Origin of the sequence: Fontibacillus phaseoli (genome assembly GCF_003337355.1) — a bacterium.
Lineage (GTDB): Bacteria > Bacillota > Bacilli > Paenibacillales > Paenibacillaceae > Fontibacillus > Fontibacillus phaseoli.
Map to the genome: position 1 here is coordinate 563351 of NZ_QPJW01000001.1, position 23744 is coordinate 587094.

The 23744-nt window shown below is 48.4% G+C and carries 27 protein-coding genes, 2 tRNA genes and 1 pseudogene; 20 read left to right on the plus strand and 10 right to left on the minus strand.

The features are described 5' to 3' along the window. Positions 1–9 precede the first annotated feature (9 nt). From DFP94_RS02775 to DFP94_RS02835, 14 genes are all read left to right on the plus strand, one after another. The gene (locus tag DFP94_RS02775; RefSeq protein ID WP_181873008.1) at positions 10–237 is read left to right on the plus strand and encodes a BhlA/UviB family holin-like peptide; all 228 of its coding nucleotides are present in this window, start codon (positions 10–12) and stop codon (positions 235–237) included. Further along, on the plus strand, positions 237–938 hold the full coding sequence (locus tag DFP94_RS02780) for a M15 family metallopeptidase (RefSeq protein WP_114494902.1): 702 nt from the start codon (positions 237–239) through the stop codon (positions 936–938). Before DFP94_RS02775 ends, DFP94_RS02780 begins: the two co-directional genes overlap by 1 nt. 4 nt (positions 939–942) lie before the next feature. Beyond that, a complete protein-coding gene (locus DFP94_RS25375) occupies positions 943–1116 on the plus strand; it encodes a hypothetical protein (protein ID WP_181873009.1) in 174 nt (57 codons plus the stop codon). A 118-nt stretch (positions 1117–1234) separates the two neighbouring features. Beyond that, positions 1235–1696 carry a DUF4352 domain-containing protein gene (locus DFP94_RS02785; protein WP_114494903.1) on the plus strand — a complete coding sequence of 154 codons (462 nt, stop codon included), beginning with the start codon at positions 1235–1237 and terminating at the stop codon, positions 1694–1696. Positions 1697–1975: 279 nt separating this feature from the next. Beyond that, positions 1976–2061: transfer RNA gene (locus tag DFP94_RS02790), tRNA-Leu, on the plus strand. Positions 2062–2368: 307 nt separating this feature from the next. Continuing rightward, positions 2369–2992, plus strand: coding sequence for a TetR/AcrR family transcriptional regulator (locus tag DFP94_RS02795; RefSeq protein ID WP_181873010.1), 624 nt, complete (start codon positions 2369–2371; stop codon positions 2990–2992). 39 nt (positions 2993–3031) lie between these two features. After that, a complete protein-coding gene (locus DFP94_RS02800) occupies positions 3032–3736 on the plus strand; it encodes an ABC transporter ATP-binding protein (protein ID WP_114494905.1) in 705 nt (234 codons plus the stop codon). Further along, entirely contained in the window at positions 3736–6021 is a 2286-nt protein-coding gene (locus DFP94_RS02805) for an ABC transporter permease (protein WP_114494906.1), read from the plus strand. Before DFP94_RS02800 ends, DFP94_RS02805 begins: the two co-directional genes overlap by 1 nt. Before the next feature lie 200 nt (positions 6022–6221). Further along, positions 6222–7301 (plus strand): hypothetical protein, encoded by a 1080-nt coding sequence (locus tag DFP94_RS02810; protein ID WP_114494907.1) that lies wholly within the window; start codon positions 6222–6224, stop codon positions 7299–7301. Between the two features lie 14 nt (positions 7302–7315). Next, entirely contained in the window at positions 7316–7990 is a 675-nt protein-coding gene (locus DFP94_RS02815; protein WP_114494908.1) for a uracil-DNA glycosylase, read from the plus strand. 132 nt (positions 7991–8122) lie between these two features. Continuing rightward, positions 8123–10345, plus strand: a complete 2223-nt coding sequence (locus DFP94_RS02820; protein ID WP_114494909.1) for an Ig-like domain-containing protein — start codon at positions 8123–8125, stop codon at positions 10343–10345. 335 nt (positions 10346–10680) lie between these two features. Next, on the plus strand, positions 10681–11385 hold the full coding sequence (locus tag DFP94_RS02825; protein ID WP_245954437.1) for a ComEC/Rec2 family competence protein: 705 nt from the start codon (positions 10681–10683) through the stop codon (positions 11383–11385). A gap of 6 nt (positions 11386–11391) precedes the next feature. Next, complete coding sequence (locus DFP94_RS02830; protein ID WP_114494911.1) at positions 11392–11604, plus strand: DUF3006 domain-containing protein; 213 nt, start codon at positions 11392–11394, stop codon at positions 11602–11604. A gap of 27 nt (positions 11605–11631) precedes the next feature. Further along, on the plus strand, positions 11632–12150 hold the full coding sequence (locus DFP94_RS02835) for a DinB family protein (RefSeq protein ID WP_114494912.1): 519 nt from the start codon (positions 11632–11634) through the stop codon (positions 12148–12150). Positions 12151–12216: 66 nt separating this feature from the next. Here the strand turns inward: DFP94_RS02835 and manA are convergent, their stop codons facing one another. Further along, positions 12217–13161: a mannose-6-phosphate isomerase, class I gene (gene manA / locus DFP94_RS02840; RefSeq protein ID WP_114494913.1), complete on the minus strand. Its 945-nt coding sequence runs from the start codon at positions 13159–13161 to the stop codon at positions 12217–12219. A gap of 21 nt (positions 13162–13182) precedes the next feature. Further along, positions 13183–14100: an ROK family protein gene (locus tag DFP94_RS02845; RefSeq protein ID WP_114494914.1), complete on the minus strand. Its 918-nt coding sequence runs from the start codon at positions 14098–14100 to the stop codon at positions 13183–13185. Positions 14101–14213: 113 nt separating this feature from the next. Here DFP94_RS02845 and DFP94_RS02850 point away from each other — a divergent pair, with 113 nt between their 5' ends. Next, positions 14214–15242, plus strand: coding sequence for a LacI family DNA-binding transcriptional regulator (locus DFP94_RS02850; RefSeq protein WP_114494915.1), 1029 nt, complete (start codon positions 14214–14216; stop codon positions 15240–15242). A gap of 827 nt (positions 15243–16069) precedes the next feature. On the opposite strand, the gene DFP94_RS02855 is transcribed toward DFP94_RS02850, so the two are convergent. Continuing rightward, entirely contained in the window at positions 16070–16687 is a 618-nt protein-coding gene (locus DFP94_RS02855) for a superoxide dismutase (RefSeq protein ID WP_114494916.1), read from the minus strand. Between the two features lie 199 nt (positions 16688–16886). On the opposite strand from DFP94_RS02855, the gene DFP94_RS02860 reads away from it, so the two are divergent. Then, a complete protein-coding gene (locus tag DFP94_RS02860; protein ID WP_114494917.1) occupies positions 16887–17135 on the plus strand; it encodes a YuzB family protein in 249 nt (82 codons plus the stop codon). Between the two features lie 61 nt (positions 17136–17196). Here DFP94_RS02860 and DFP94_RS02865 read toward each other — a convergent pair whose 3' ends face one another. Both DFP94_RS02865 and trhO read right to left on the minus strand, forming a co-directional pair. Beyond that, a complete protein-coding gene (locus DFP94_RS02865) occupies positions 17197–17823 on the minus strand; it encodes a helix-turn-helix transcriptional regulator (protein ID WP_114494918.1) in 627 nt (208 codons plus the stop codon). 27 nt (positions 17824–17850) lie between these two features. Then, positions 17851–18750: an oxygen-dependent tRNA uridine(34) hydroxylase TrhO gene (gene trhO, locus DFP94_RS02870; protein WP_114494919.1), complete on the minus strand. Its 900-nt coding sequence runs from the start codon at positions 18748–18750 to the stop codon at positions 17851–17853. 119 nt (positions 18751–18869) lie between these two features. Here trhO and DFP94_RS02875 point away from each other — a divergent pair, with 119 nt between their 5' ends. Then, entirely contained in the window at positions 18870–19571 is a 702-nt protein-coding gene (locus DFP94_RS02875) for a PIG-L deacetylase family protein (protein WP_114494920.1), read from the plus strand. A gap of 81 nt (positions 19572–19652) precedes the next feature. After that, a complete protein-coding gene (locus DFP94_RS02880; protein ID WP_114494921.1) occupies positions 19653–20051 on the plus strand; it encodes a phosphatase PAP2 family protein in 399 nt (132 codons plus the stop codon). On the opposite strand, the gene DFP94_RS02885 is transcribed toward DFP94_RS02880, so the two are convergent. Further along, positions 20048–20587 (minus strand): DoxX family membrane protein, encoded by a 540-nt coding sequence (locus DFP94_RS02885; RefSeq protein ID WP_114494922.1) that lies wholly within the window; start codon positions 20585–20587, stop codon positions 20048–20050. The genes DFP94_RS02880 and DFP94_RS02885 overlap by 4 nt on opposite strands. Before the next feature lie 232 nt (positions 20588–20819). Here DFP94_RS02885 and DFP94_RS02890 point away from each other — a divergent pair, with 232 nt between their 5' ends. After that, the gene (locus DFP94_RS02890) at positions 20820–21572 is read left to right on the plus strand and encodes a glucose 1-dehydrogenase (protein WP_114494923.1); all 753 of its coding nucleotides are present in this window, start codon (positions 20820–20822) and stop codon (positions 21570–21572) included. 91 nt (positions 21573–21663) lie between these two features. Here DFP94_RS02890 and DFP94_RS25380 read toward each other — a convergent pair whose 3' ends face one another. The 3 genes from DFP94_RS25380 to DFP94_RS02895 form a co-directional block, all read right to left on the minus strand. Next, the gene (locus DFP94_RS25380; protein ID WP_181873011.1) at positions 21664–21834 is read right to left on the minus strand and encodes a hypothetical protein; all 171 of its coding nucleotides are present in this window, start codon (positions 21832–21834) and stop codon (positions 21664–21666) included. A 112-nt stretch (positions 21835–21946) separates the two neighbouring features. After that, positions 21947–22090, minus strand: coding sequence for a hypothetical protein (locus DFP94_RS25385; RefSeq protein ID WP_181873012.1), 144 nt, complete (start codon positions 22088–22090; stop codon positions 21947–21949). Between the two features lie 127 nt (positions 22091–22217). After that, positions 22218–22991: a polysaccharide deacetylase family protein gene (locus DFP94_RS02895; RefSeq protein ID WP_114494924.1), complete on the minus strand. Its 774-nt coding sequence runs from the start codon at positions 22989–22991 to the stop codon at positions 22218–22220. Positions 22992–23176: 185 nt separating this feature from the next. On the opposite strand from DFP94_RS02895, the gene DFP94_RS02900 reads away from it, so the two are divergent. Next, a tRNA-Val gene (locus DFP94_RS02900) sits at positions 23177–23249 on the plus strand. A gap of 146 nt (positions 23250–23395) precedes the next feature. Here DFP94_RS02900 and DFP94_RS02905 read toward each other — a convergent pair. Continuing rightward, positions 23396–23617: pseudogene (locus tag DFP94_RS02905) on the minus strand (tyrosine-type recombinase/integrase); the annotation flags it as partial. Positions 23618–23744: the final 127 nt, after the last annotated feature.

Below are 23744 nucleotides of genomic sequence, written 5' to 3' on the forward strand. Positions count from 1 at the left end.
GGTGAACGCATGGAATCGGAAATCTTAAAATATTTCATTACACAGGGACCGTTCGCGGTCCTTTTTGTCGCGCTATTTGTCCACCAACTCCGCGATTCTCGCACGCGTGAGGACCGCCTAATGAAACTATCCGAAAATTTGACGGAGCGCTTCGAACAGTTGGCGGATCGTTACGACGGTCTTGCGGAGGACGTACACGAAATCAAATCGGCAATCAACGGAAAGGAAGCGGCTTAATGGCTCTCACACTCGAATATGTACGATCTAAGTCAGCGGCAAGATTGAGCGGACTTAATCCCGTTGTGGCTGCGGCGGCCTCGGCGTTGATCGACCGATGTTATGCGCGCGAGGTATACGTGATTATTACGCAAGGACTTCGGACATACGCCGAGCAAGACGCACTCTTCGCACAGGGCCGGACGAAGCCGGGGAAGATCGTTACGAAGGCACGCGGTGGCGAATCGAATCATAATTTCGGCGTTGCGATAGACTTTGCGCTACTGCTTGCGGACGGGCGCTCTGTTTCGTGGGATACGTTGAGGGACGCGGATAAAGACTCGTTGCCGGATTGGTCCGAAGTCGTCGAGGAAGCGAAGAAGCTCGGATTTGCGTGGGGCGGCGATTGGCGCTCGTTTAAGGACATGCCGCATTTAGAGATGACATTCGGACTATCAACGGCTCAACTTCGCGCGGGCAGGCGTCCAACAACGACGCAGATTGATGCAGCATATAAGCGGATTAAAGAAACGGAAGGGGACAACGACGTGATTGTAACGAAGGCGAGCGTAACAGTTGACGGAAAGCCGGCGAAGGACGGCGTCATTATCGACGGATCGGTGTACGTGCCGCTGCGGGATGTAGGCGAAAGATTGGGCGCGGTTGTTGCGTGGGACAACAAAACGAAGGTTGCGGTTGTGACTACGAAAGGGGCGAAATAAATCGATGAAGAAACGTTTAATGAATCCGTTGTTTATTGCGGCGGTTGTCGGGCTTGCGTATCAAATTCTCGAAAAATACGGAGTTGCGCCGGACTTCGGCATGTGGCAAATCGGCGTTGACGTTGTTACGTACGCGTTGATCGGAACTGGCGTATATAGTACGTTTAAAACGGAATAGAAGATAACGGAACCCCTTGGCGGGTCTTTGCGTAATCAAACGTAGAGACTACGCTGAGGGGTTCTTTTTTCGTTTACATAGTGGTATTATTTAAGTAATTTGGAGGAGAGGCTGATATATGTCCGATAAGAAGAAGCTGTTTATATTGTTTGGCGCCTTGATCTTAGTTATGTCTGCACTTCTTATAGCCCTAGTTAGTAAGGACAGTAAAGAGGAAAGAGAAGCAAAAATACATAAGTTTAGTATAGGTGAGGTAGTTCGCGTAGAGGATTTCGACTTTATCATTCATAGCGTAAATCGTGACGGAAGCATTGTTACCTTGGAGGCATCCGCAACTAACCGTACCAAGTCGTCTAAAACGGTAATGTCTCACAGAATTAAATTGCGCGATTTAGACGGGAATCTATACGATCCGACCAACGGTGGAAATTCGATAGGAACGCTTAATCCGAACGCAACTGGCAAATCACAGATTACGTTCGAACTTCCGGTATCCGCGACGAGATTCTACGTCGCTATTAACGAGGACAGCGACGATCATAGTGACTATCCGGATACTGTGTTAGTGACCACGGAATAAAGGCGAGAATGGCGCAGATTCGCGGAGTGAAATCCGTTGAGTCTGCGCCCTTTTTGCGCTGTACTTCCGCAGTCCTCTGGGTACTTCGTTCGCGTCAAAACCACCGCACAGGATTTCCGCACATTATCGACCGCTTGCCATACGACGCCCCCTCGTGCTATAATCAATCCCGCAGGATTTTTCGGAATACGCGCAAAACTGTGCGTTAATTTATCGGAGGTTCTGCGTGGAGTAAACGGAAGATTGCGTTAAAAAGCGTGAAAATCCGGCTAAACCCTTGCCGGGGTGGCGGAATTGGCAGACGCACAGGACTTAAAATCCTGCGGTAGGTGACTACCGTACCGGTTCGATCCCGGTCCTCGGCATCATTAGTAAATAACCGGTCGCTTCAACGTTCTTTGAACCTTGAAACCGACCCCCAAAAAGAACGTCTCACCGTATAAAGCGGAGGAGACGTTTTTTTTGCTTAAAGCCGTTATTTACTAAACCTGTTTTGGCACCTATAGTAATAACGGACAAGCATTTCGCTCGTCCCAAATTGTGTTAATTCGTCTTGACAAAATAAAATCAGGTCCATATATTATAAAAGTGACGACCCCGTCATTTTTAATATATGGGAAAGGAGTTCATATGCCCAAAGTTCCGAAAGGGTATGAAGAGAAGATGCGCAATATGATTCTGGATGCGGCACAGGAGGTGTGCAAGACAAAGCCTGCCTATGAAGTAACTATGAGAGATATTATCCGTCAGACCAAGCTAAGTGTAGGCAGTGTCTACAGGTATTTTGAAGATATCGATGATATTCTCATAGGCTTAACTAATCGCAACCAGGATCAATATCAATTATGGGCGAATTGCGAGCCTTTATTTTCGGAGGATAAAAGCGTACGGGAAGTTATTTTGAAGGTCTTTCATTATTTAGGGGAGTATTTGATCGAATCTATTCCGACCGAAGGCAAATTTACGTTCGAAATGAATACGAAGTTTCTTGCAAATCCTGAATTATTTAATAAAAAGAAAAGTAAAATTGCCGAGGTTACGGATTTCGAAAAATTGATGCAGTATGCCATGGCTTACCTTGCGGGGAAGGTGGAGGACGGTACGTTAAACCCCATAATGCCTTTACCTGACATTTTTTCATTCGCAGTGGCATCTATGGATGGAATAGTAAGAGATTTGGTCCTCTTCAAATGTTACTCGCTGCCGGGCGAAGATCCCGGAGTATCGCTTGATGAAATATCATTAACTAACGCTTTAGCCAGAAGCCTCCTTTTTCTTTTAGGGGAGGGGAACTGATATTTAGGAATTAATGACAAAAGACTGGAGACCGGACACATGAAACCATTCATAGAAATAGAAAAAGTTAACCGTCAGTATATGGTAGGAGAAATGACTGTAAACGCAATTCATGAGATGGATTTTGTGATTGAAAAAGGAGAATTTGTCGTTATTCTTGGTCCGTCCGGATCCGGAAAAAGTACGCTTTTGAACTTGTTGGGAGGAATGGATCAAGCAACCTCGGGTAATATTTTCATCGATGGGGTGAATATTGCCCATTTTTCGCTGGATCAACTCGGCCTTTATCGCCGTAATGATATTGGTTTTGTGTTTCAGTTTTACAATCTCATTCCCAATTTGACAGCCAAAGAAAATGTCGATGTATCGAAGAAGCTTTGCCAACACGCACTTGAAAGCACGGAGATACTGAATGCCGTGGGCCTTGGTCACCGGATTCATCACTTTCCTGCAGAACTTTCGGGCGGTGAGCAGCAGCGGGTATCCATTGCCAGAGCCATTTGTAAAAATCCAAAGCTACTGTTATGCGACGAGCCAACCGGGGCCCTTGACAGTGTTACGGGGGCGCTTGTAATGACAACGCTCCGGGATGTCAGCAAGAAGAACGGCCAGACGGTCATCATTGTGACTCACAATGCCGCAATTGCGGATACAGCCGATAAAGTCATTCGTCTTAAGGACGGCAAGGTAGTCGAGGTAGTAATCAATGAGTCGCCGCTTTCCATGAGTGAGGTGTGCTGGTGATGATTTTACCCCAAAAAATGTTTCGGGACATTTGGAGCGCCAAAGCGCAATTTATTACCATCATCATTATCGTAGCTTGTGGAGTATTTACATTTGTCGGGGCTATCACGGTTGGCAACCGCCTGGAGAAGAGCGTTATGAGCTTTTATGATAAGACCAGGATGAATGATATCTGGATCAATGCCGAAAATATTGAGGACAAGGATATACTCAACATTAGAAATCTTCCTGGAGTTGAAGAGGCACAGGGAAGAAATGTATTGAAGGTACATTCCGGCAATCGAAGCATTGAATTGTTCATCCTCAATGAGAATAAGCTTGCTCAGCCTTTTCCAATCACGGGTGAATCTTTTCGCTCCGGCGAGAGCGGCATTTGGCTGGATCGGGAGTATGCCTCAGCCAATGCGATTGAGGTAGGGGACACCATAAAATTTACTTCCGATAATAACAGCACCGTGAAAATGGCTGTAAAAGGTTTGGTTATGAGCCCGGAAAAATTGATAGATATCTCTTCGGAGACATTGTCGACCCGGCACGATCTCTACGGTTATGGCTTTATCGGGGAACAAGCCGCCCGCCAATTCATCCATGTGACCGGTTATAATCAGATTTTGTTAAAGGTAATGGCAGGAGCGGATCAGCAAAACATTATTACTCAAACCGAAACGGTTTTGGGAAGTAAATATTTAAACAGCATCACTCATGAGGACCATACAAGCACCGTTGGTGCCGCAAGTCAAATTGCCCAATTCAAAACGTTGGCTTATGTCACTCCGTTGCTGTTTTTTGTTCTTGCGGTACTCGTGGTTGCCAGTACCATGAGCAGACTTATCAGCAATCAAAGAATACAGATTGGCACTTTGATGTCCCTGGGATTCTCCGCCCGTCAGATTAGATGGCATTATATGTGTTTTGGACTGTTTTTAGGGTTTACAGGGAGTCTTATCGGGATGGCGGCGGGGTACTTTGGAATTCCCATGATTTTCATGAGAACGTTAACCCAGTCCTTTATATTACCCCAGTGGATCGTTTCTTTCCCTTTAGAATCTTTGTTTGCCATTGTCGCCATGTACGGATGCTGCATCCTTGCTGTGTTAATGGCCTGCGGCAAGAAACTTAAGGAATCGCCGGCGTCAGTATTAAGAGGGAGCATACAGACCCGCCGCCAAAAGTCGATGGCAGGTAAGGCTTCCAAAGCTCGGCTTTCCTTTGAAAATCTCTGGATTTTCAGGAATTTAAAAGCTCACAAATTACGTGGTTTTATGGGAATCATCGGTGCCTTTGGTTGTGCTTTTTTGATTTTGTTTGGTTTTGCCAATATTGATTCGAGCAACAAATCTATCCTCGTTGAATTTGAACAGCAATACCGTTTTACCTATAAAGCGGACATACAGTCTTCGGATGCAGCTTCTTTGCCAGTTCCTGGTCCGGCCGAGGACGCGGTGCAGTACATACAGGAATCCAGGATTCAGATAAAATCGGATCGGGCGGTAAGAAATTTGCCGGTTACAGTGATGGGTTCGGGGGATTACATAAACTTAAATCATGCAGACGGCAACTCCGTGACCAATTCCTCAGACGGAATTATTTTATCAGAAAGAACTGCGGATGTTTTAGGTGTGACAAAGGGGAATTCAATTCAGCTGAAGATAGCTGACGATGAATGGAGGGATGTAAAGGTAGCGGAAACGATTAAGGCTCCCGTAGCAAATCATGCTTATGTTTACGGGGAAACTTGGGAGAAGATGGGGGCTCAGTTTGTTGTTACATCTCTTTTGATTGGGGATCAGGCAGATTTAGGGATGATTAAAGAGCATTATCCGGTTACTCAAATCGTTTCTAAAGAAGAAATGAAAAATGCAAATCTGAAATTAAACGAAGGCGTATTTGCCTCCGCTGCGGGACTTACCATTGCAGCCGTTTTTTTGGGAATTGCCGTGATCTATAGCTTGGGCTTGATTAACCTTACGGAAATGGCGCGGGAATTGGCCACATTAAAGGTTCTAGGCTTTAATCAGCGGGAAATTCGGACCCTGTTGTCCCGGGAAAATATAATGCTAACGTGGATTGGCATAGTGCTGGCCGTTCCATTGGGCAGTGGGGCTATCCACGCCCTCGAAAAGTTAAGTACGAGCGAAAGCGTTATGTTGTTTCCTACAGTAAGAATTTCAAGTTATCTCATTGCAGTTGCCATCACACTTTTGTGCTCATTTGCCGTAAACAGGCTAATCAGCAGAAAGATTAAGCAAATTGATATGGTTACTTCATTAAAAGCGATAGATTAATGCTTATGCGTCATCCATCTATTTTGCAGGATAAGGATCGCATGGCTGCGCGTAAGTGCGGCTGTGCGATTTGTATATTTTGGCATGCCGTGGTTCTATTTAAGTGGTAAAATACTCTTGTACGTCCTATTGAAATGTGAATTGTTTCTCAAATGTATTTGATTTTGCTAATCCGGCTTATTTTAGGAGGAGGATGAGTTATGGATCACAAATATCATGTGCAGCGCGAGGTCACTACATATTATAGGCATATACCGCATGTGCCGGAGCATTTCACCGTCAATCCGCTACTGCTGAGCGGAATGAGCGAGAAAGACTTCGTCATGTCGTTTCGGCAATTTACCGGGATCATGGGTCGCATGTATCGCGATATGGAGTTAAGACCCGAGGCATACGGGGTAATGATAGTCGATATTAATCTGGTCAATGAAAATAAAGAGGACGGCAATTTAGCGAAAGCCTCCTGGCGCTCCGTTAAGCGGTTAGGCGATGTGATCGCCGCAATTGGTAAGCTCGGTGAATCGGCTGTCTGCGGGCTGAAAATTACGGTTGCCGATTTCAAAACAGCTCTGAAAAAGGTGAATAAAGTTCACCTCATCTTAAGCAGGCTAATGGATTTCGGATTTACGATCGGCGGGTTTGACGGAGATAAGATAGCAAAGCATGCAGAATCTATTGTAATCACTTTCCCCGATAATCCTCTGCTGATGACTGTGATCAAGGCCTATGCGTTGACAGATTCGTTTCAGGGGAATGATCCGCACGAGTTTTATTATTTTGATTATAAACGGGTTGCGGAACGGGCTAAGCTGCCTGAATATTGCACGGTACGGGATCTTGCTGCGCTGCTTGATGAGAATAACGGAGAGTTGCTGCTTGCGCTTAATAGCTATTTCGCAGATCAAATAAAATTGGCAGCGCATTATAAGGACGATACAATAGAGTATTATCTCAAAAATAAACGGGTTGCGCGTTATATCATTGATTTTCATACGTTAGAGGTTCAGGTTATCTTGAAGCTGAAAAACATGGACAACTATCTGGACCTGGTCCAGAGTTTGCCGCCCGGCTTGCGGTGCTATTTTGAACGGGACGGTTGCCATTACTGCGGTTTTCAGAATGCGACCGTCGACTGGTGCAAATTCCGGTTAAGCTGGACGCTCGACGGCAGGAGACGGAATGCATGCAGTTTTGAAAGCTTTAACTTTAATCAGCCTCGCTCCGAGGATGCAGAACCTATGATGAAATTGATGATGAGAGAATATCAAATCCCAGGGTAGAGGGAGAGAGCAGAATGTTTGGAAACGATTGGGATGAAATGCTTCACGGTGAAGTGGAGCAGCCTTATTTTAGGGAACTTATGAGCTGGCTTGACGGGGAGTACGAACATCAAGTCGTTTATCCGCCAAGGGAGTTTTTATTTCAGGCATTGAAGTTGACCGGCTATGCCGAAACAAAGGTAATCCTATTGGGACAGGATCCTTATCATGGACCGGGCCAGGCGCATGGGCTTAGCTTTTCCGTGTTGCCGGGAGTCCGCATTCCTCCGTCACTGCGCAATATGTATAAGGAATTATCGAGCGACCTGGAGTGTCCGATCCCCGCGACGGGAACTTTGACGTCATGGGCGGAGCAAGGGGTTCTCTTGCTTAATACGGTCCTTACCGTGAGGGACGGGGAGCCCGGATCTCATCAGGGGAAAGGCTGGGAGAAGTTTACGGATGCCGTGATCGGAGCATTGAACCGCCGGGAAAAGCCGGTTGCGTTCGTGTTGTGGGGAAGCCACGCCCAGAGAAAGATAGGAATGATCGACACATCCAAGCATGCGGTGATATCTTCACCGCATCCCAGTCCTTTGTCCGCAAGAAGAGGGTTTTTCGGGAGCCGTCCGTTTTCCCGGATCAATCTTTTTTTGGAAGAGCATGGAGAGACGCCCGTGAACTGGTTAGCAGATATAGCAGATGCTTAAGAATTTTAATAGGACCAAGGTCGTGTTTTTTAAGGAAAAGGTTACTAAAATTCTCCTAAAAGCCGATATACAACGCATAGGCCTGGAGAGGAAGGATTTCCGCCAAAAGATGGATCAAAAGGAGAGAAATGAATGACTGCAAAAAAGAAATTGACAGGATGGCTCCTGATGCTCACATTGCTGCTAGTCACTGTGTTTCCGAATGGCGCTATTGCGGCCGCAAACGATGTAGTTGCGATTGACATCGAAGGATCAGGGACGACGCTTGAGCTCACTGTGGGAAAGACGAAACAGCTTAAATTATGGGGTACGGTTGAAGGCTCCTCGGTAAAGCGCGACTTGACGAATTCCGTTACCTGGACGTCCAGTGACGGTGAAACCATTAAAGTAACAAATGGCTTCTTAACGGCGTTGAAAGCGGGCACCGTAACGATCCGTGCGGATCATGCCCAAGGCGCGACTTCGACGATTGAAGTAAAAGCAAAGGATTCCTATAAAGAATTGAGTCTGGAATATGCTCAGGACGGGAAATATAGCCTGGGGGTCAGCGAAAATCCAACCGTAAAAGCACTGGCCGCGATTCAGGGCTCCGAAGCTACGAAGGACGTTACCGCGGATGCGGAATGGTCCAGTTCGAACTCGAGCGTATTGACGATCGAAAAAGGTAAACTTACCCTTGTCGGGGAAGGTACGGCTACCGTTACCGCGAAATATTCGGGGCTTACCGCCACATTCACCGCAAAGGTCAACTCGCCTTATTCGAAATTGAAATTGAAATTCTTGAACAACGATAAAGAATTGTCTGCCGAAGACATTGAGCTTGTAGTCGGTGATGATAAAGCTACCTTGCAGGCCTGGTCGACCCTCGCCAGCGACAGCTCCGAGTTGGAAGTTACGGATAAAGCAACCTGGACGTCTTCCGACAAAGGGGTAGTTACGGTGGAAGGCGGCAAAATCAAGGTGCTGGCTATCGGTAAAGCGACCCTTACCGCTGAATATCTTGGCGTGAAGGCTCAAACCGACATTTACGTCCGCGCACCTTATGAAGCGATTTTGCTCGATCCTTCGGCCGACCAGTCGATGTTTATCGGTGAGACACTGAAGGTAGAGGCCGAGGTTAGAAGCGGTGCCAACAATTCGGAAGACGTAACTTCGAAAGCGACCTGGACGTCCTCCAATCCGCTTGCGGCAACGGTGTCTGGCGGAGAAGTTTCTGCCAAGGCCACAGGAACCGCGACTATTAAAGTAAGTCATTCGGGCATTAGCAAATCATTCAAGGTTACCGTTAATTCGACGATCACCAAACTGACTACGGAGAAGACGGAACTGGAACTTTATAAAGGCGAATCCCTTAGCTTTCCGAAAGTAACGGGAACCAAGCTTGACGATGAACAAGTGGATTTCAGCAAAGAAGTAACCTGGACATCCGGCGACGATAAAATCGCCAAAGTGGAAGACGGGAAGATCGTTGGCGTGGGCAAGGGCGAGGTTACCTTGACAGCCAAGCTGCCTGAGTCCAAAGTTACTTCGGGTACTGCTTCTCCGATTCGCAGCGCTTCGGTCACGGTGAAGCTTACCGTAAAGGAGAAAGTGCTGGCTTTGATTAGCGAAGAAGAAAGACTTAGCGCTGTGATCGGCGAAGATACCAGACTTCCGGTAGTGACCGCTGTTTGGGAAGACGGGGAAGAGTCGAGCGTGCCCGACTCGATCGAGTGGAGCGTATCCGGCTCCAATGCTGTTATCAAAACCACGTCTACGGGCAAAGTACTGAAGGGATTGACGAAAGGATCGGCAACTCTCAAAGGAACGTATTCGAATAAAACGATTAGCATCCCGGTTACCATAGAGCCGAAGATCGTTAAAGTTGTCGTTGATCCGGTCAATATTGACCTGAATATCAAAAAGTCAAAATCGATTAAGGTAACGGGATTCTATAAAGATGGCAAGAAGGTTAACCTGTCCAGCAAAGTCGGATGGGAATCCTCGAACAGCGGAGTCGCAATGATTTCATCGACCTCAGTCAAGGCCGTAGCCGAGGGAACCGCGACGCTGAAAGGTTTTTACCAAGGGCATAATTTAAGCGTGAAAGTCAACGTAATTCCTAAGCTTGTAAAGCTTACGGTGGATGAGAAAAGTTTGAAATTGGCTCCGGGTTCCGCCAAAACGGTAGTTTTGACGGCGCAATACGATAACGGCAACAAGCCGTCCGTCACCGGAAGCGCCACTTGGACTAGTTCCAAGCCTTCCGTAGCCAAAGTAACGGCCGGAAAGATTGAAGCGGTTGCCAAGGGCAGCGCTACAATCAAAGCGGTCTACGGCGGAAAGACAGTAACGGTCCGCGTAACGGTTAAATAGACAGCAAGTTTGCGGCAGTCTACCTTCATGGTGAAGGCAGGCTGCTTTTTCATTGGAAACATTTACTGTAAAGCGGGTATCAGCCTGTGCTATATTAATAAAAAGGATTTGGAAAGAGGAATTTAACACCTATGATCAGACGCAATTGGCTTCGGACGCAACGAGTATTGCTTTGGATTTGCCTTGTTGTACTTTGTACTTTATTTTCCGGATGCTCCTTGGAATTGGTCGATATTTCCACCCAGGAGAGCAAAGACTCATCTTCTTCATCCATAACTTCGCAGAACCGGCTGAGGGTCATTTTTTTGGACGTTGGTCAGGGGGCATCACAGCTCTTGATTAGTCCGTCCGGAAGCACGATGCTGATTGATGCGGGCAACAATGACCGGGAGCAACAAATGGTGGATTACTTGCGGCAGTACGGTGTCGATCATCTTGATGTGATTCTTGGCACGCACCCGGATGCGGATCATATCGGCGGGTTGGATGTCGTGATCGACCATTATGAGGTGGGCGCAATCTATATGCCGAAAATCCAGGCAAACACCAAGACGTTTGAGTCCTTGCTGGAGTCTATCCGGGATAAAGGACTCAAGGTCAAAACGGCGCAGGCCGGTCTGCAGTTGGAATGGGACGACCAAGTGCAAGTAGAAATGATTGCCCCGGTTGAATATAGCGAGGACAGCAACAACATGAGCGCCGTGCTGAAAGTGACCTATGGGGAAACCTCATTTCTGCTGACCGGCGATGCCGAGCGCGAAAGCGAGAAGGCCATGCTTGCCTCGGGCAAGGATTTGTCGGCCGATGTGCTTCTGGTTGGACATCACGGTTCAAAGTCGTCTACGTCGCTGACTTTTTTGCAGCAGGTTGCTCCTAAGTTTGCGGTCATCCAAGTAGGGGAGAACTCTTACGGACATCCCAAGCAGGAGATCCTCAACCGTTTGAGCAAAAACGGAACTCAGGTTTATCGCAATGATCTTCAGGGGACGATTGAGTTTGCATCGGACGGGCAGCATTACGAGATCACGACGGAGAGGTGAAGCGAGGTGAGCGCCATTGTGGAAGGGTTCGAGGGGGATATTTGCATCCTTGAAATCGAAGGGCAAAGGCAAGATGTATCCAGGCAACAAGTGGATGACCGCGTCAAGGCCGGGGATGTCGTTCTCTGGAACGGGGAACAATGGATACCCGATCTGGAGCTGACGGAGGAACGCACCCGAAAAATCAAAAAATTGATGGACGAAGTTTGGGAAGATTGATTACATAAACCGGAGGAGAGATGAAGAATGTTGAAAAAACCGCAGGCCGGAGAATATGCAACTCATTTTGAAACTTATATTCAGAAGGTACCGGAAGGAAATCTGTCGTCCCTTCTGGAAAAACAGGTTGATGAGATTATCCAGCTATTGGGTAACCTCTCGGAGGAAGATGGCGCATACAGATACGCGGAAGGGAAATGGAGTCTTAAGGAAGTGCTGGGACATATTTCGGATACGGAACGTGTCATGAGTTACCGACTGCTTCGTATAGCCCGGGGAGATACGACTCCTTTGCCGGGGTTTGAGGAAAATTTGTTTGTCGGCCATGCGAAGGCGGACCGCCTTACGGTGAACGAGCTGCTCCAGGATTTTGCGGCCGTGCGGATTGCGACGTTATCGCTGATTCGCCAGCTTGATGACGATGCCTGGGAACGCACCGGAACGTGCAGCGAGCATCCGTGCTCGGCCCTGGCGCTCGCATACATCATCGCCGGGCATGCTATTCATCATGTCGCAATCCTCCAAGAACGTTATTTGCAAAAATAATTTTTCAGGTAAAGAAGACGCCCAGTTGTCCGGAAGGACAGTTGGGCGTCTTTTTTTTGAGTTAAACTATTCATGGGAAACGATCATCATGAGGCTTCCTTCCAGTTCAAAAGGGCGGAAACCAGCGGGCAGGATGAAATGGTCGCCCTTGGTCAGCGGAAACGCCTGGCCCTGGCTATGCAGCAGTCCTTCACCTTCGAGCACACTGTAGATCGTATATTTTTCGTTGGATGAACATTTCGCGGTTCCCGACAGGTTCCATTTTTCCACGGTGAAGAAGGAATTGGATACAAAGGTTGTCACGGAAAGGCCATCCGTTTCTTTGCTGCTGTATGTCACGGGTTCGTACGCTTGAGGAATCGTCGTAACATCAATCGCCTTCTCCAGGTGCAGGTCGCGTAGATTTCCTTCTTTGTCCTTGCGGTCATAATCATAGACACGGTAAGTCGTATCGGAGCTTTGCTGGGTCTCCAGGACAACGATCCCTTTGCCGAGGGCATGAATCGTTCCGCTCGGAACGTAGAAGAAGTCGCCGGGCTTTACGGGTACCTGGGTCAGAAGATCGTCCCACTGGCCATCCTGGATCATTTGCACCAGTTGCTCTTTGGATTTGGCTTCATGACCGTAAATGATCACGGAGCCCGGTTCGGCATCGACGATGTACCAGCACTCGGTCTTACCCAGCTCGCCGTTCTCGTGCTTATCCGCATACTCGTCATCGGGATGGACTTGGACCGAAAGATCGTCGGAAGCGTCCAAAATTTTGGTGAGCAGCGGAAAAACGGTTGAATTCGAACGGAACAGCTCCGGATGCGAGCTCCAGAGCTCGCCAAGCGGCATGCCTTGATAAGGGCCGTTCTTGACTACGCTTTGACCGTTGGGATGTGCGGATACGGCCCAGCATTCTCCGGTTCTATCATTCGGGATCTCGTACCCGAACAGTTGCTTGAGTTTCGTGCCGCCCCAAATGCGTTCCTGAAATACGGGTGCTAAAAAAATCGGTTGATTCATGATAATTGCTTCCTCCTTGAATTAATATGTGACATGGACCAGGGCCGCGGCGCCGATGAGGCCGGCATCTTGCTGCAGCGCGGCGGGAACGATAGGCGTGTTACGTCCCGAAGGATTCAAAGCATATTGCTTGACATAATCGGTTACGGTATCAAACAGCGGGGCTCCGATCTGGGATACGCCGCCGCCAATGACAAGCAGTTCCGGATCCAGCGTATTGATCAGGGTGACGCAGCCGATCCCTATATAGCGGAATACCTGGTTGACCAGTTGCTCGATCCGGGCGTCCGCACCTGAAAAGGCAAGATCAAAGGCCTCTTTGGTGGAGACGGAGCGACCCAGCAATTGGCTGGCCTGTCTGGCGATCGCCGTGCCGGAGGCGATGTACTCCCAGCAGCCTTGCTGACCGCAGACGCAGGTTCCGGCTGCGGGGTCGATGACGAAGTGGCCGACATCTCCCGCATTGCCGGTTGCTCCGGTAAGCAGCTTGCCGTGGCTGTAGATACCCGCCCCGATACCGGTGCTGATCGTAATGAAGACGAAGTCGTCGGCCGCGCGGGCCGCACCGAGCCATTTTTCCGCGAGGGCTGCGGCGGTAGCATCGTTCTCAAAAGAAATCGGCAAACTGAAATGCCGTTTGAAGGATTCGACGACGGGGAAGCCCCACCATCCCGACATGTTGGGCGGCTTCACGATTTGGCCCAATTTGGTGTTCAGCGGCCCGGGCGCCCCGATGCCGATGCCTTGCAGATCTGATTCCGGGGTACCGGTCCCCGCCGTAAGCTGCTTGACAGCAGACGCGATCCGGTCCACCATCTCGGCAGGCGACACCGTATGATCCGTAGGCAGCGAGCTCTTTGACAGTACTTGCCCGTCGGAATCGACGAGTCCGATGGCGGTTTTTGTACCGCCGATGTCTATACCAACTGCGTAACTCAAAATGCATTCCTCCAGATGAACAGTGCAGGTTTACTTGACAAACTTGACAAAAATCAAATTTGTAAAGTATCATTAGGCATAGTTTAGCATGTTTCGGAAGGAATGAAAAGAGAATGGGCCGTAAAAAGAAAGTGTCGATGCAGGACATCGCCGATCATTTGAGTATATCCAAAAATGCGGTATCCTTGGCTCTTTTAAATAAAAAAGGCGTTAGCGAGGAGATGCGGAGCCGGGTGCTGCAAACGGCAAGGGAGTTGGGCTACGGCGAATTCGCCGCGAAACCGCCGGGCAGCGGCGGCGGGAACATTCTGGTGCTGGTGCCGGAGCGAATCATGAGCTATGAGGACAATGATCATTTCCAGTTTTATCATGATATGATTTGGGGCTTGGAAAAAAGCATCCGCAAAAAAGGAATGAATGCAGTCATCGCGCCGATCGACCGGGAGATGGAATCCCGGCTTGAGCTCCCTCGGCATTGCTCGGACATCGTTTACCAGGGCATCATCTTGTTCGGCATCGTGGACAAGGCTTATGCCAGAGTCGTGTGGGAGCTGGACACTCCGCTCGTCATGCTCGATTCCTATTACCGGGACCTTCCCTGCCCGGTGGTCACTTCCGCGAATATCGAGGGAGCCTGGGAAGCCGTCTCGGTACTGATCGGGGCAGGACACCGGGACATCGGGTTCATAGGGCCGACCAATTTGACGACGAGCCATGAAGAGCGCTGGTTCGGATATTGGAAAGCCATGCAAGAACACAAGCTGAACATCGCCGACCGATTCACTCTAACTTCTTCGCAAAGCTTTGATCATACGGAGAAGGAAATCGGTACGTTTTTGAAGGGACTAAGCGTACTGCCAAGCGCTTTCTTTTGCGGGAACGACCGGATTGCTTATCTGCTCGCGAGACAACTCCGGAAACGGCAGGGAGAGGACTCTACGGAGATCTCCATCGTCGGCTTCGATGGTCTCAAGTATGAGGAGGTGGGCGGACTAAAGATTACCACGATGTCCGTGGAAAAAGAAAAGATGTGCAATGCCGCGGCGAAGCTCTTGCTGTCGCTGTCCGGTCCGAGCCGGGAGATGGTCCGCGTGCATGTGGCGCCTACGCTTCGGCATGGAAATTCCGTTCGTGAGCGCTAGAACCTCTTTAAGGGCCACAGGTAAGGTTCCAGAAGGAAGGTGCCCCTGGGGAGGGGGATACGGGCAACTGACTTACGAGGGAATGCAACACAGGCAGGGATATGCAATGACACGTAAGGCAATGTAGAGCGTAGAGCAATGTAGAGTAGTGTAAAGCAATTTAGAGCAACGTAAGGCAAGGCAAGGTTCCACGGAAGTTGCACATGATAATAGGTTCCACATAGCACTGGTACAAAATTAGCTGTATTTTATGCAGGTGTTTTTCCGGAATTAAAGCCACTAGGGTGATTAGCTGGAAAACCTCCAGTTAATTTTGCTTGATATACCCCAAAAGGCTGAACAGCTCGAAATTAGCTGTAGTTTATACATTTAAGTTGCCCAAAACAAGCTTTTCTCTCAAATTAGCTGTAGGTATTCCAGTTAGTTGGGTTATAGAGGGAAAACAAGTTAGTTGAGGATAAAGCGATAAAGCGAGTAGCAAGGGGATGGATAAGCAAGCGCTAGATAAGTAGCATAGGAGAAGTACCAGAAAAGAAGACCAAAAAAGAAGTACTAGAAGGGAAGTACCAGAAGAGAAGTACCATAGTAGGATAACGCAAGGACGGAACAAGACAAGTTGGTATTTGGAAAATATAGTAGTCGAAAAGAGAAGCAAGACAACTCAGGCTTAAGAGCGGAACGATCAGCAGGCAGATGGGAATAGAGACACAGAGGAATGCAACGGTAGGCATCGTTATAAGCGGAGACGCGGCACAAGCTCGAACAGAAAAAGACGGCTGGATCTGGGGAGTCCCCCTCGATCCTACCGTCTTTTTGTTATACGCTGATTATTTGTTCAGAGCGGCTTCGTAACGTTTCTCAACTTCGGACCAGTTGATGACGTTGAAGAAGGCTGCGATGTAATCAGGGCGTTTGTTTTGATATTTCAGGTAGTAGGCATGTTCCCAAACGTCCAGACCAAGGATCGGCGTTTTGCCTTCCATGATCGGAGAATCCTGGTTTGGCAAGCTGTAAACGGACAATTTGCCGTTAGCATCTACTGCCAGGAATGCCCAGCCGCTGCCGAAACGAGTTGTAGCTGCTTTCGAAAAATCTTCTTTGAATTTGTCGAAGCCGCCGAGTTCGCTGTTGATTGCTTCAGCAATCTTGCCGGATGGTGCGCCGCCGCCGTTGGGTCCGATCGTTTCCCAGAACAGGGAATGGTTCGCATGGCCGCCGCCATTGTTGCGGACTGCAGTGCGGATGCTTTCCGGAACGCTGTCCAGATCGGCGATCAGTTCCTCTACGGATTTCGATTGGAGCTCGGGTGCGGATTCCAGTGCCGCATTCAGGTTCGTTACGTAAGTATTATGGTGACGATCATGGTGAATCATCATCGTTTGCTCGTCGATATGAGGTTCGAGTGCATTGTTTGCATAAGGAAGTGCCGGTAATTGATGTGCCATTGTTTATCATCCTCTCCATTGAATATGTAATGTTAGTTTGAACACTCCCTATTATAATTATCCATCACTACTTAGTCAACATAAATGTATATTAAGTATGTTAAATTGGGCATTACATTGACAAACAGGCCGGATTTCCTCATAATGAGGGATCGAACGAAGCAGATAATTTCAGGTTTGGGGTGAGTTAATCGTGGGTATGGGCATCGTTGTCGTGGAAGTGTGCGACAGCAATCTGATGAGCGCGCTGGAACTGGAGCAGTTGGAGGAAGAATACCCCGAAATCGCGGTACTCCGGCTGGACTGTCTAAATTTATGCGGCCTGTGCAAAATCAGACCTTATGCGATGGTCAACGGGAAAAAAGTATCCGCCAAAACAACGGAGGAGTGCATTGCACTGATTAAGCAGACTATTGAAGAAGAGCTGAACGCTTTTCATGATATATAAAAAAAGAGCAAAATAAATAACCTCCGGCAGCCGAAGGCTAAATAACCGGAGGTTATTTATTTTATCGTTTGATGACGTAAACGCATTTCCGGCCTTCCTGGGCCAGACATTCCGTCCGCTCGACCTTGGCATCGAGCAGCGATTCAAACAGCTTCAACTCGCAATCGCAAGCGTGATTGTATTGGTTCGCGATCTGGGAGATCGGGCAGTTGTGTTCCATGAGCACAAAGTGGTCGTCCCCCTGCTGCTCGCATTCCGTCATATAGCCGTTTTCGTTTTGAATTTCAGCCAGCCGTCGCACTTTCTCCGGAAGGTCAAGCCCCTGCATATCGGCTTCGTACTGCCGGTTCAGCTTCTCTTTACGGCGGTCGAACAGGCGGTTCACCGTGTCTTCGCCGCATTCTTGCTCCAGTTCGCCAAGCAGATCCAAAGTCAGGGTATGATATTTTTTAGGGAACATACCTTCAGCCAATTCGGTAAGCCCGTAAACGGCAGTAGGGCGGCCCAGCGTCTGGCGGACCATTTTCGATTCGATCAGACCATCCCGTTCCATCGTTCCGAGATGGCGGCGTACCGCCATTTCCGTGATGCCGAGTTGTCCGGTGATTTCTTTGGTGCTGAGCGGACCGGATGTCTTCATCATTTGCAAAATCCGGTTACGGGTGGATAAATCCTTGGGTTGATTCATGTCAGACACTCCCTTCGGGGCGCGAGATCAGCTGTGATTCACGGCCTGCGCCTGTACGGCTTCCATGCATGCGTCGGAGCAAAAGCCCTGATGCTCCTCTTCGCAGTCTTCACAGCATACATACTGCAGGTTGCAGACCGGACAGTTAATATATCGGTCATGAGTTACTCCGCAATGATGGCAGTTGGCAATAACTATATCCTCATCCGTACGGTTGATCGGCACGGAAATCCGTTCGTCAAACACGTAGCATTTACCGTCAAACAACCGCCCTTGAACTTCAGGGTCTTTGCCGTAAGTGACTATGCCGCCTTCAAGCTGAGCAACATCCTCAAATCCTTCCTTGAGCAAAAAGCCTGTCAGTTTCTCGCAGCGGATGCCGCCGGTACAATAGGTCAAAATCTTTTTGTCCTTATGTTCGCCCAAGTTTTCGCGGATCCAATCCGGAAACTCCCGGAATGATTCAACTTCCGGACGAATCGCTCCGCGGAAGTGGCCGATGTCGTATTCATAGTCGTTCCGGCCGTCAATGACGATCACGTCTTCATCCTGAAGCTGTTCGTGGAACTCCGCCGGAGACAAGCGCTTGCCGCTCAGCGTGTTCGGATCCAACTCATGCTCATACCGGAAAGTTACCAGCTCTTGTTTATGGCGGACGAACATTTTTTTGAATGCATGGCCATCAGCTTCATCGATCTTAAACACGATGTCCTTAAACTCCGTCATGGCGCGAAGATCGGCCATATAGCGGTCGGTTTGTTCCACGGTACCGGATACGGTGCCGTTGATTCCTTCGGAAGCGATAAGAATACGGCCTTTCAGACCCATATCCTTGCAGTATTGCAGATGCTCCGCCGTGAAAGTTTCAGGGGAGGCAATCGGCGTGAATTTATAAAATAATAAAATGCGGTAGGCATGTTGACTCATTTTGATCACCTGTCTATATTAGATTCTACTGAATTGTAGTGAATTTTATTAACTTAGTCAATATTAAAGTATAGTAAGTATAGTAAATATTGTGCATAAAAAATGAGGAGGAATTCATCATGACTAAATCAAGAACGGTAGCTTTTATTTATGCTCATCCTGACGATGAAACGTTCGGCTGTTCTTATTTGATCCGGCAAATCGCCGACGAAGGAAATAAGCCGATACTATTTACGGCAACCCGGGGAGACGCGGGGAAAACAGGCCATCTAGGAGCAATGACCCGTGAGGAACTGGCGACAAAAAGAGATGTCGAGCTTGCGAAAGCCGTAGACATTCTAGGCATCTCCGTGATGGAGCAGGCAGGGATGGGAGACGGAAAACTGAAGGAAGTCGCCCCGGCTGTGCTGCAACAACAGATTGCCGATTTTTTACGGAGGCATGAGGCGGATGTTGTCGTTACCTTTCCGGAGGACGGCATTTCCGGTCATTCGGATCATATCGTCATTCATCATGCCGTAAATGAAGTCGTATTCGGCGGGCAGGCTCCGTCGGTGCAAAAGTTGTATTATAACCAGATGGGCTCTTTTGCGTCTGATATTTCAAGCGTGATCTGGATAGAGGAAAACGGTAAGTGGGAAGTTAAGCGCCGGGCGCTGGAGGTCCATGAATCGCAAATTCTCAGCATTGAGCGTGTGTTCGGCAAGCTGGGACCGGATGTTCCTCCGCAACACCGGGTTGAAGCCTTCGAGCTGGCATGGGAGCACGGGGTCCATTTTCCGAAAAGAGTCGAGACATCTATCTTTGATCACCTAAAATAAACTTAATACTTAGAAGGTATTGCTCCCCAAAAGAGATCTTTGTACAATACGCTAGATTATAAAGATGGGGAGGGAGCTTTGGTGAAAGCCTGGATAACGACCGTCGTACTGGCTGTCTGTTTTGTTCTGCTCGGATTCGGCATACATTCGGAAGGGTTACAATCCTTGGACCGGAGAATCGGTAATTTCTTCTTTAGCCTAAGAAGTGAGTGGTGGAATCCGGTGGTTAAGGCATTCTCCGATCTTGGCACAACAACGGGATACATCGTAATTTTTGCTATCGTGCTGATCATTACCCTGCTCAGGCGGCGTTGGATGACGGCCTTGTGGTTAACCGTCGTTTTAGCAGCCGGTTGGCTGTTCAACAAAGGGTTAAAAGCGCTGTATCACCGGGAAAGGATGGAACCGGACTACGGAAATAAAAAAACGCTGGGGATGATCCCCGGCGTTTTTTTGATTGCTCTATTTTTGTTGGCTTAAGCCGTATGTTTTACTTTCAATGGTTGGTTTGGAGCCGGTGTGACCGGGCTTGCAGCTCTCTCTTTGTGGAATAATTTACGCAGATAAGGGAGAATATAACGGTCGAGTCCGATTTTTCCGGCGTTGGCGGCGGCTACGACTACAAGTACTTCAAGCAGGAGCATTTGTGCGTTAGTGCTTACTGTACCCGAGAATAGGAAGGCTGCGTTCATGACCAGTCCCATCAGAGCGGCGAAGGTAGTGAACGTTCCAAGCAACAGGCCCAAACCTACCAGGAATTCACCGTAAGGAACCATGACGTTAAAGATGTCTACGCCCGGAAGTGCTACATGCTGCAGGAATGTGGCCCACCATCCTTGGACGGCTGCGTGTTCGCCGGTACTGTTGGCGATGGCTCCATTCAGGAATCCCGCGGCGTCGAATCCGCCAGTTATTTTGTGCCATCCGGCGGTGATCCATTGATAACCGAGGTAAATCCGAAGTACGGTCAAAAACCACATTGCAAATTTGTTAGTTCTGAGGAAATTGTTAAACATAATTACCACTCCTTTTGGATTTGTTCTCTGTTTTTTTGGATGATCATCTTTGATGTCTTTAGTATAAGTGATAATTTTCACATGACATGTGATTTAAATCACAGTTATTAAAATTTTAATTATTTATTTTGTGTTTAGGTGAATTTGAATAGATGAATTTTGCATAATGGGCGACTGTGAGCTATATTAAATTTGAAGAATTAACCAACTCATTCAGCAGGAGGTTATGGATATGAGATTGTCCGATAAAGTGGTCATCGTAACGGGTGCCGGTTCCGGCATGGGCAGAGCGATCGCGGAATTGTTCGCCAAAGAAGGGGCAAAAGTTGTTGCATCGGATATCAGTGAAGAGCGGATTAATGAGGTTTCGACTTCCATTAAAGAGGCTGGAGGAGAAGCGCTCGGGATCCTGGCGAACGTAGCCAAGGAATCCGATGTGCAGCAACTCATCGACCGGACAGTACAAGCTTATGGCACCGTCGATATTCTGGTCAACAATGCCGGCATTATGGACAATTTCATTCCTGTCGGCGAAGTTACCCATGAGCATTGGGAGCGGGTATTAGGCGTCAATTTGAACGGGCCGATGTATGCTTCCCGTGCGGTGCTGAAGATTATGCTGGAAAAAGGTAAAGGCGTTATCATCAACAACGCTTCCGTAGGCGGGCTGTTCGGGGCCAGAGGTGGAGCGGCCTATGTGGCTTCAAAACACGCTTTGATCGGACTCACGAAAAATACGGCGGCCGTCTACGGTTCAAAAGGAATCCGTACCAACGCGATCGCTCCGGGCGGAGTGAACACGGCGATCAGCGGAACGATCACCGCACCGAATCAACTCGGGATGGAAGCCATCGGGCGAGCCGGATCCGCTCCGATGGGCGAAGCGCAAGAGATCGCATATGCGGCACTGTTTCTCGCTTCGGACGAGTCAAGCTTCGTGAACGGCGTTGTACTGACGGCGGACGGCGGCTGGACCGCACACTGATTGGAGCCCGGTAGAACGGGGAAGACCCGGCGCAGGAATTGCGCCGGGCTCTTTTTTTACACTCATGCAATGTCCTCGCTCCATGTCTCGGTCACTCTCGCGATTTGTTTTGTTCTTCCTCATCTTTTGGATCATTCAGCACTTTGTCGACGATCTCTTCCAACATTTCCGTGGAGGACACGACTCCGTCGTCCGGGACGGGGATCGGGTCCACACCGGGACCGTTGTCTATGCCTTCGAACTTTTCTTTATCTTTGCCCATAATTCATTCTCCTTCCTTCTGTTTAAACCTGTCGTTAGGGTGTGCCCACACTAATCGTTCTATGTAAACCGATGACCTGACGGTGGAGTCTTGAACCATGCGCGTTTTAAGCTTATAAAAGAAAAAACATCAGGAAAAAGAGCAGCCCGAAAACAATCAACATCAGGGTAGAAGGGAGCCCATGCCCGTAATGATCGAGAATAGGCGGTCGATGCCGCTGAACATAGCGATTTTCGGCAGAAGATTGATCTTCCATCCCGATCCCTCTTTTATCTCCTATACATTAACCGGATTCTCCAGGGGACTCCCTTCTATTAGAAGGGAAAAGAAGAAGGGCATGCCTTCTCCAGCGACCAAACGTATTCAATCATCGATGCCTTCATCTAATGGCTGACCTTGATATGGTTTTTCGGGGCCACCTTATGGGACATCAGCTCCGAAACCGTAACGAACGAGTATCCGCGCTTTTTCAGCTCGGGGAGAATCACTTTCAGCGCTTCCGAAGTTTGGTTACTATTATGGACAAAATCATGCATTAGGACTATATCGCCGTTTCTTGCGTTATCCAGCACTTTGTTCACAATCCGCTGAACCCCCGGAGATCTCCAGTCTTTCGTATCCTGGTGCCAGGACCACAACACCATCTGCAAATGATTCTGTTTGGATAGATTGATGATTGTCTCATTGTAATAGCCACCGGGGGGACGGAAAAGCACGGGCTTTTCACCTGTCGCCTTAAAAATGGCGTCCTGTGTTCTAGTGAGTTCGCTCTCGATGGAACTTCCGGATAGCCGATGAAAGGAGGGATGATGGAAGGAATGATTGGCGATCTCATGCCCTTGTTGCAACTCATGGCGGACAATCTCTGGATGGCGTTCCACTCGGTCTCCGACCAGAAAAAATGTCGCTTTCGCCTCGTACTGCTTCAGAACTTGCAGAATTTCCTGGGTTTGCTTGGCGTCAGGGCCGTCGTCGAAGGTAAAGGCGATATACTTCTCCGCGGTCGGGACTTCCCAGACGATATCGCCCCGTTGCTCGTAATAACTGCGTTCTTTCATCTGGGCGACGGGATAGGAAGCGTCGGCTCCGGCATGCGCCGGAAACAAAGCGGCGGACAAGGAAAAAACAAGGGCTATAGCGGTTTGCTTTTTTAACATGGGTGCAGCTTCCTCCATTACAGAACATGTTGTCATCCAATTTTGGATGCATTCTCATGCGTCATGAGCTCAGATATTCGTTTATTTTGCTTCCTGAGGACGATTTTATCCAAGCCTGCCGGAAAAAACGTTTGACATCGGCTTCCCGCCCTGATAAGATAAATTTTGTCTTCACTATATATTCTGATCTGTTAGCTCAGCTGGGAGAGCACCATCTTGACAGGGTGGGGGTCAGTGGTTCGAGCCCACTACAGATCATACTAAAGAACCCTTACGGAGTAAGGGTTCTTTGCTTTCTCACTGTTTTTTCAGACATGGCGAATAAACCATTATGATTCAAATGGTCAAGATTTGGTCAAGAAGGTCTTGTTTTGGTCATTTCATCGTAGTTTTCGAACCTCTGACTAGTTCAAAACAACCTCCTCAACTTCTTCTTCAAATAGCATTTTACCAAACATAATCGCCGTTTCTTTTTGCATACTAGGAAGCAGATGTGAATAAGTGTCAAGGCTTATTCTGACATCTGCATGTCCCAACCGTTCACTAACAATCTTCGGATTAACACCTTGTAGTAAGAGGAGCGTGGCATGGGTATGTCTCGTAGCATGGAATCGGATTTTGGGGAGCCCAACAAAATAGTCCATACATGTCATCTTTTTTGCATTAAACAGCAATAAAAAGAGCCACCCGACTACGGAAGTCAGGTGACTCAAAGAATGGCTTGCGATTATACACTTTTAAAGATTTTCCGTA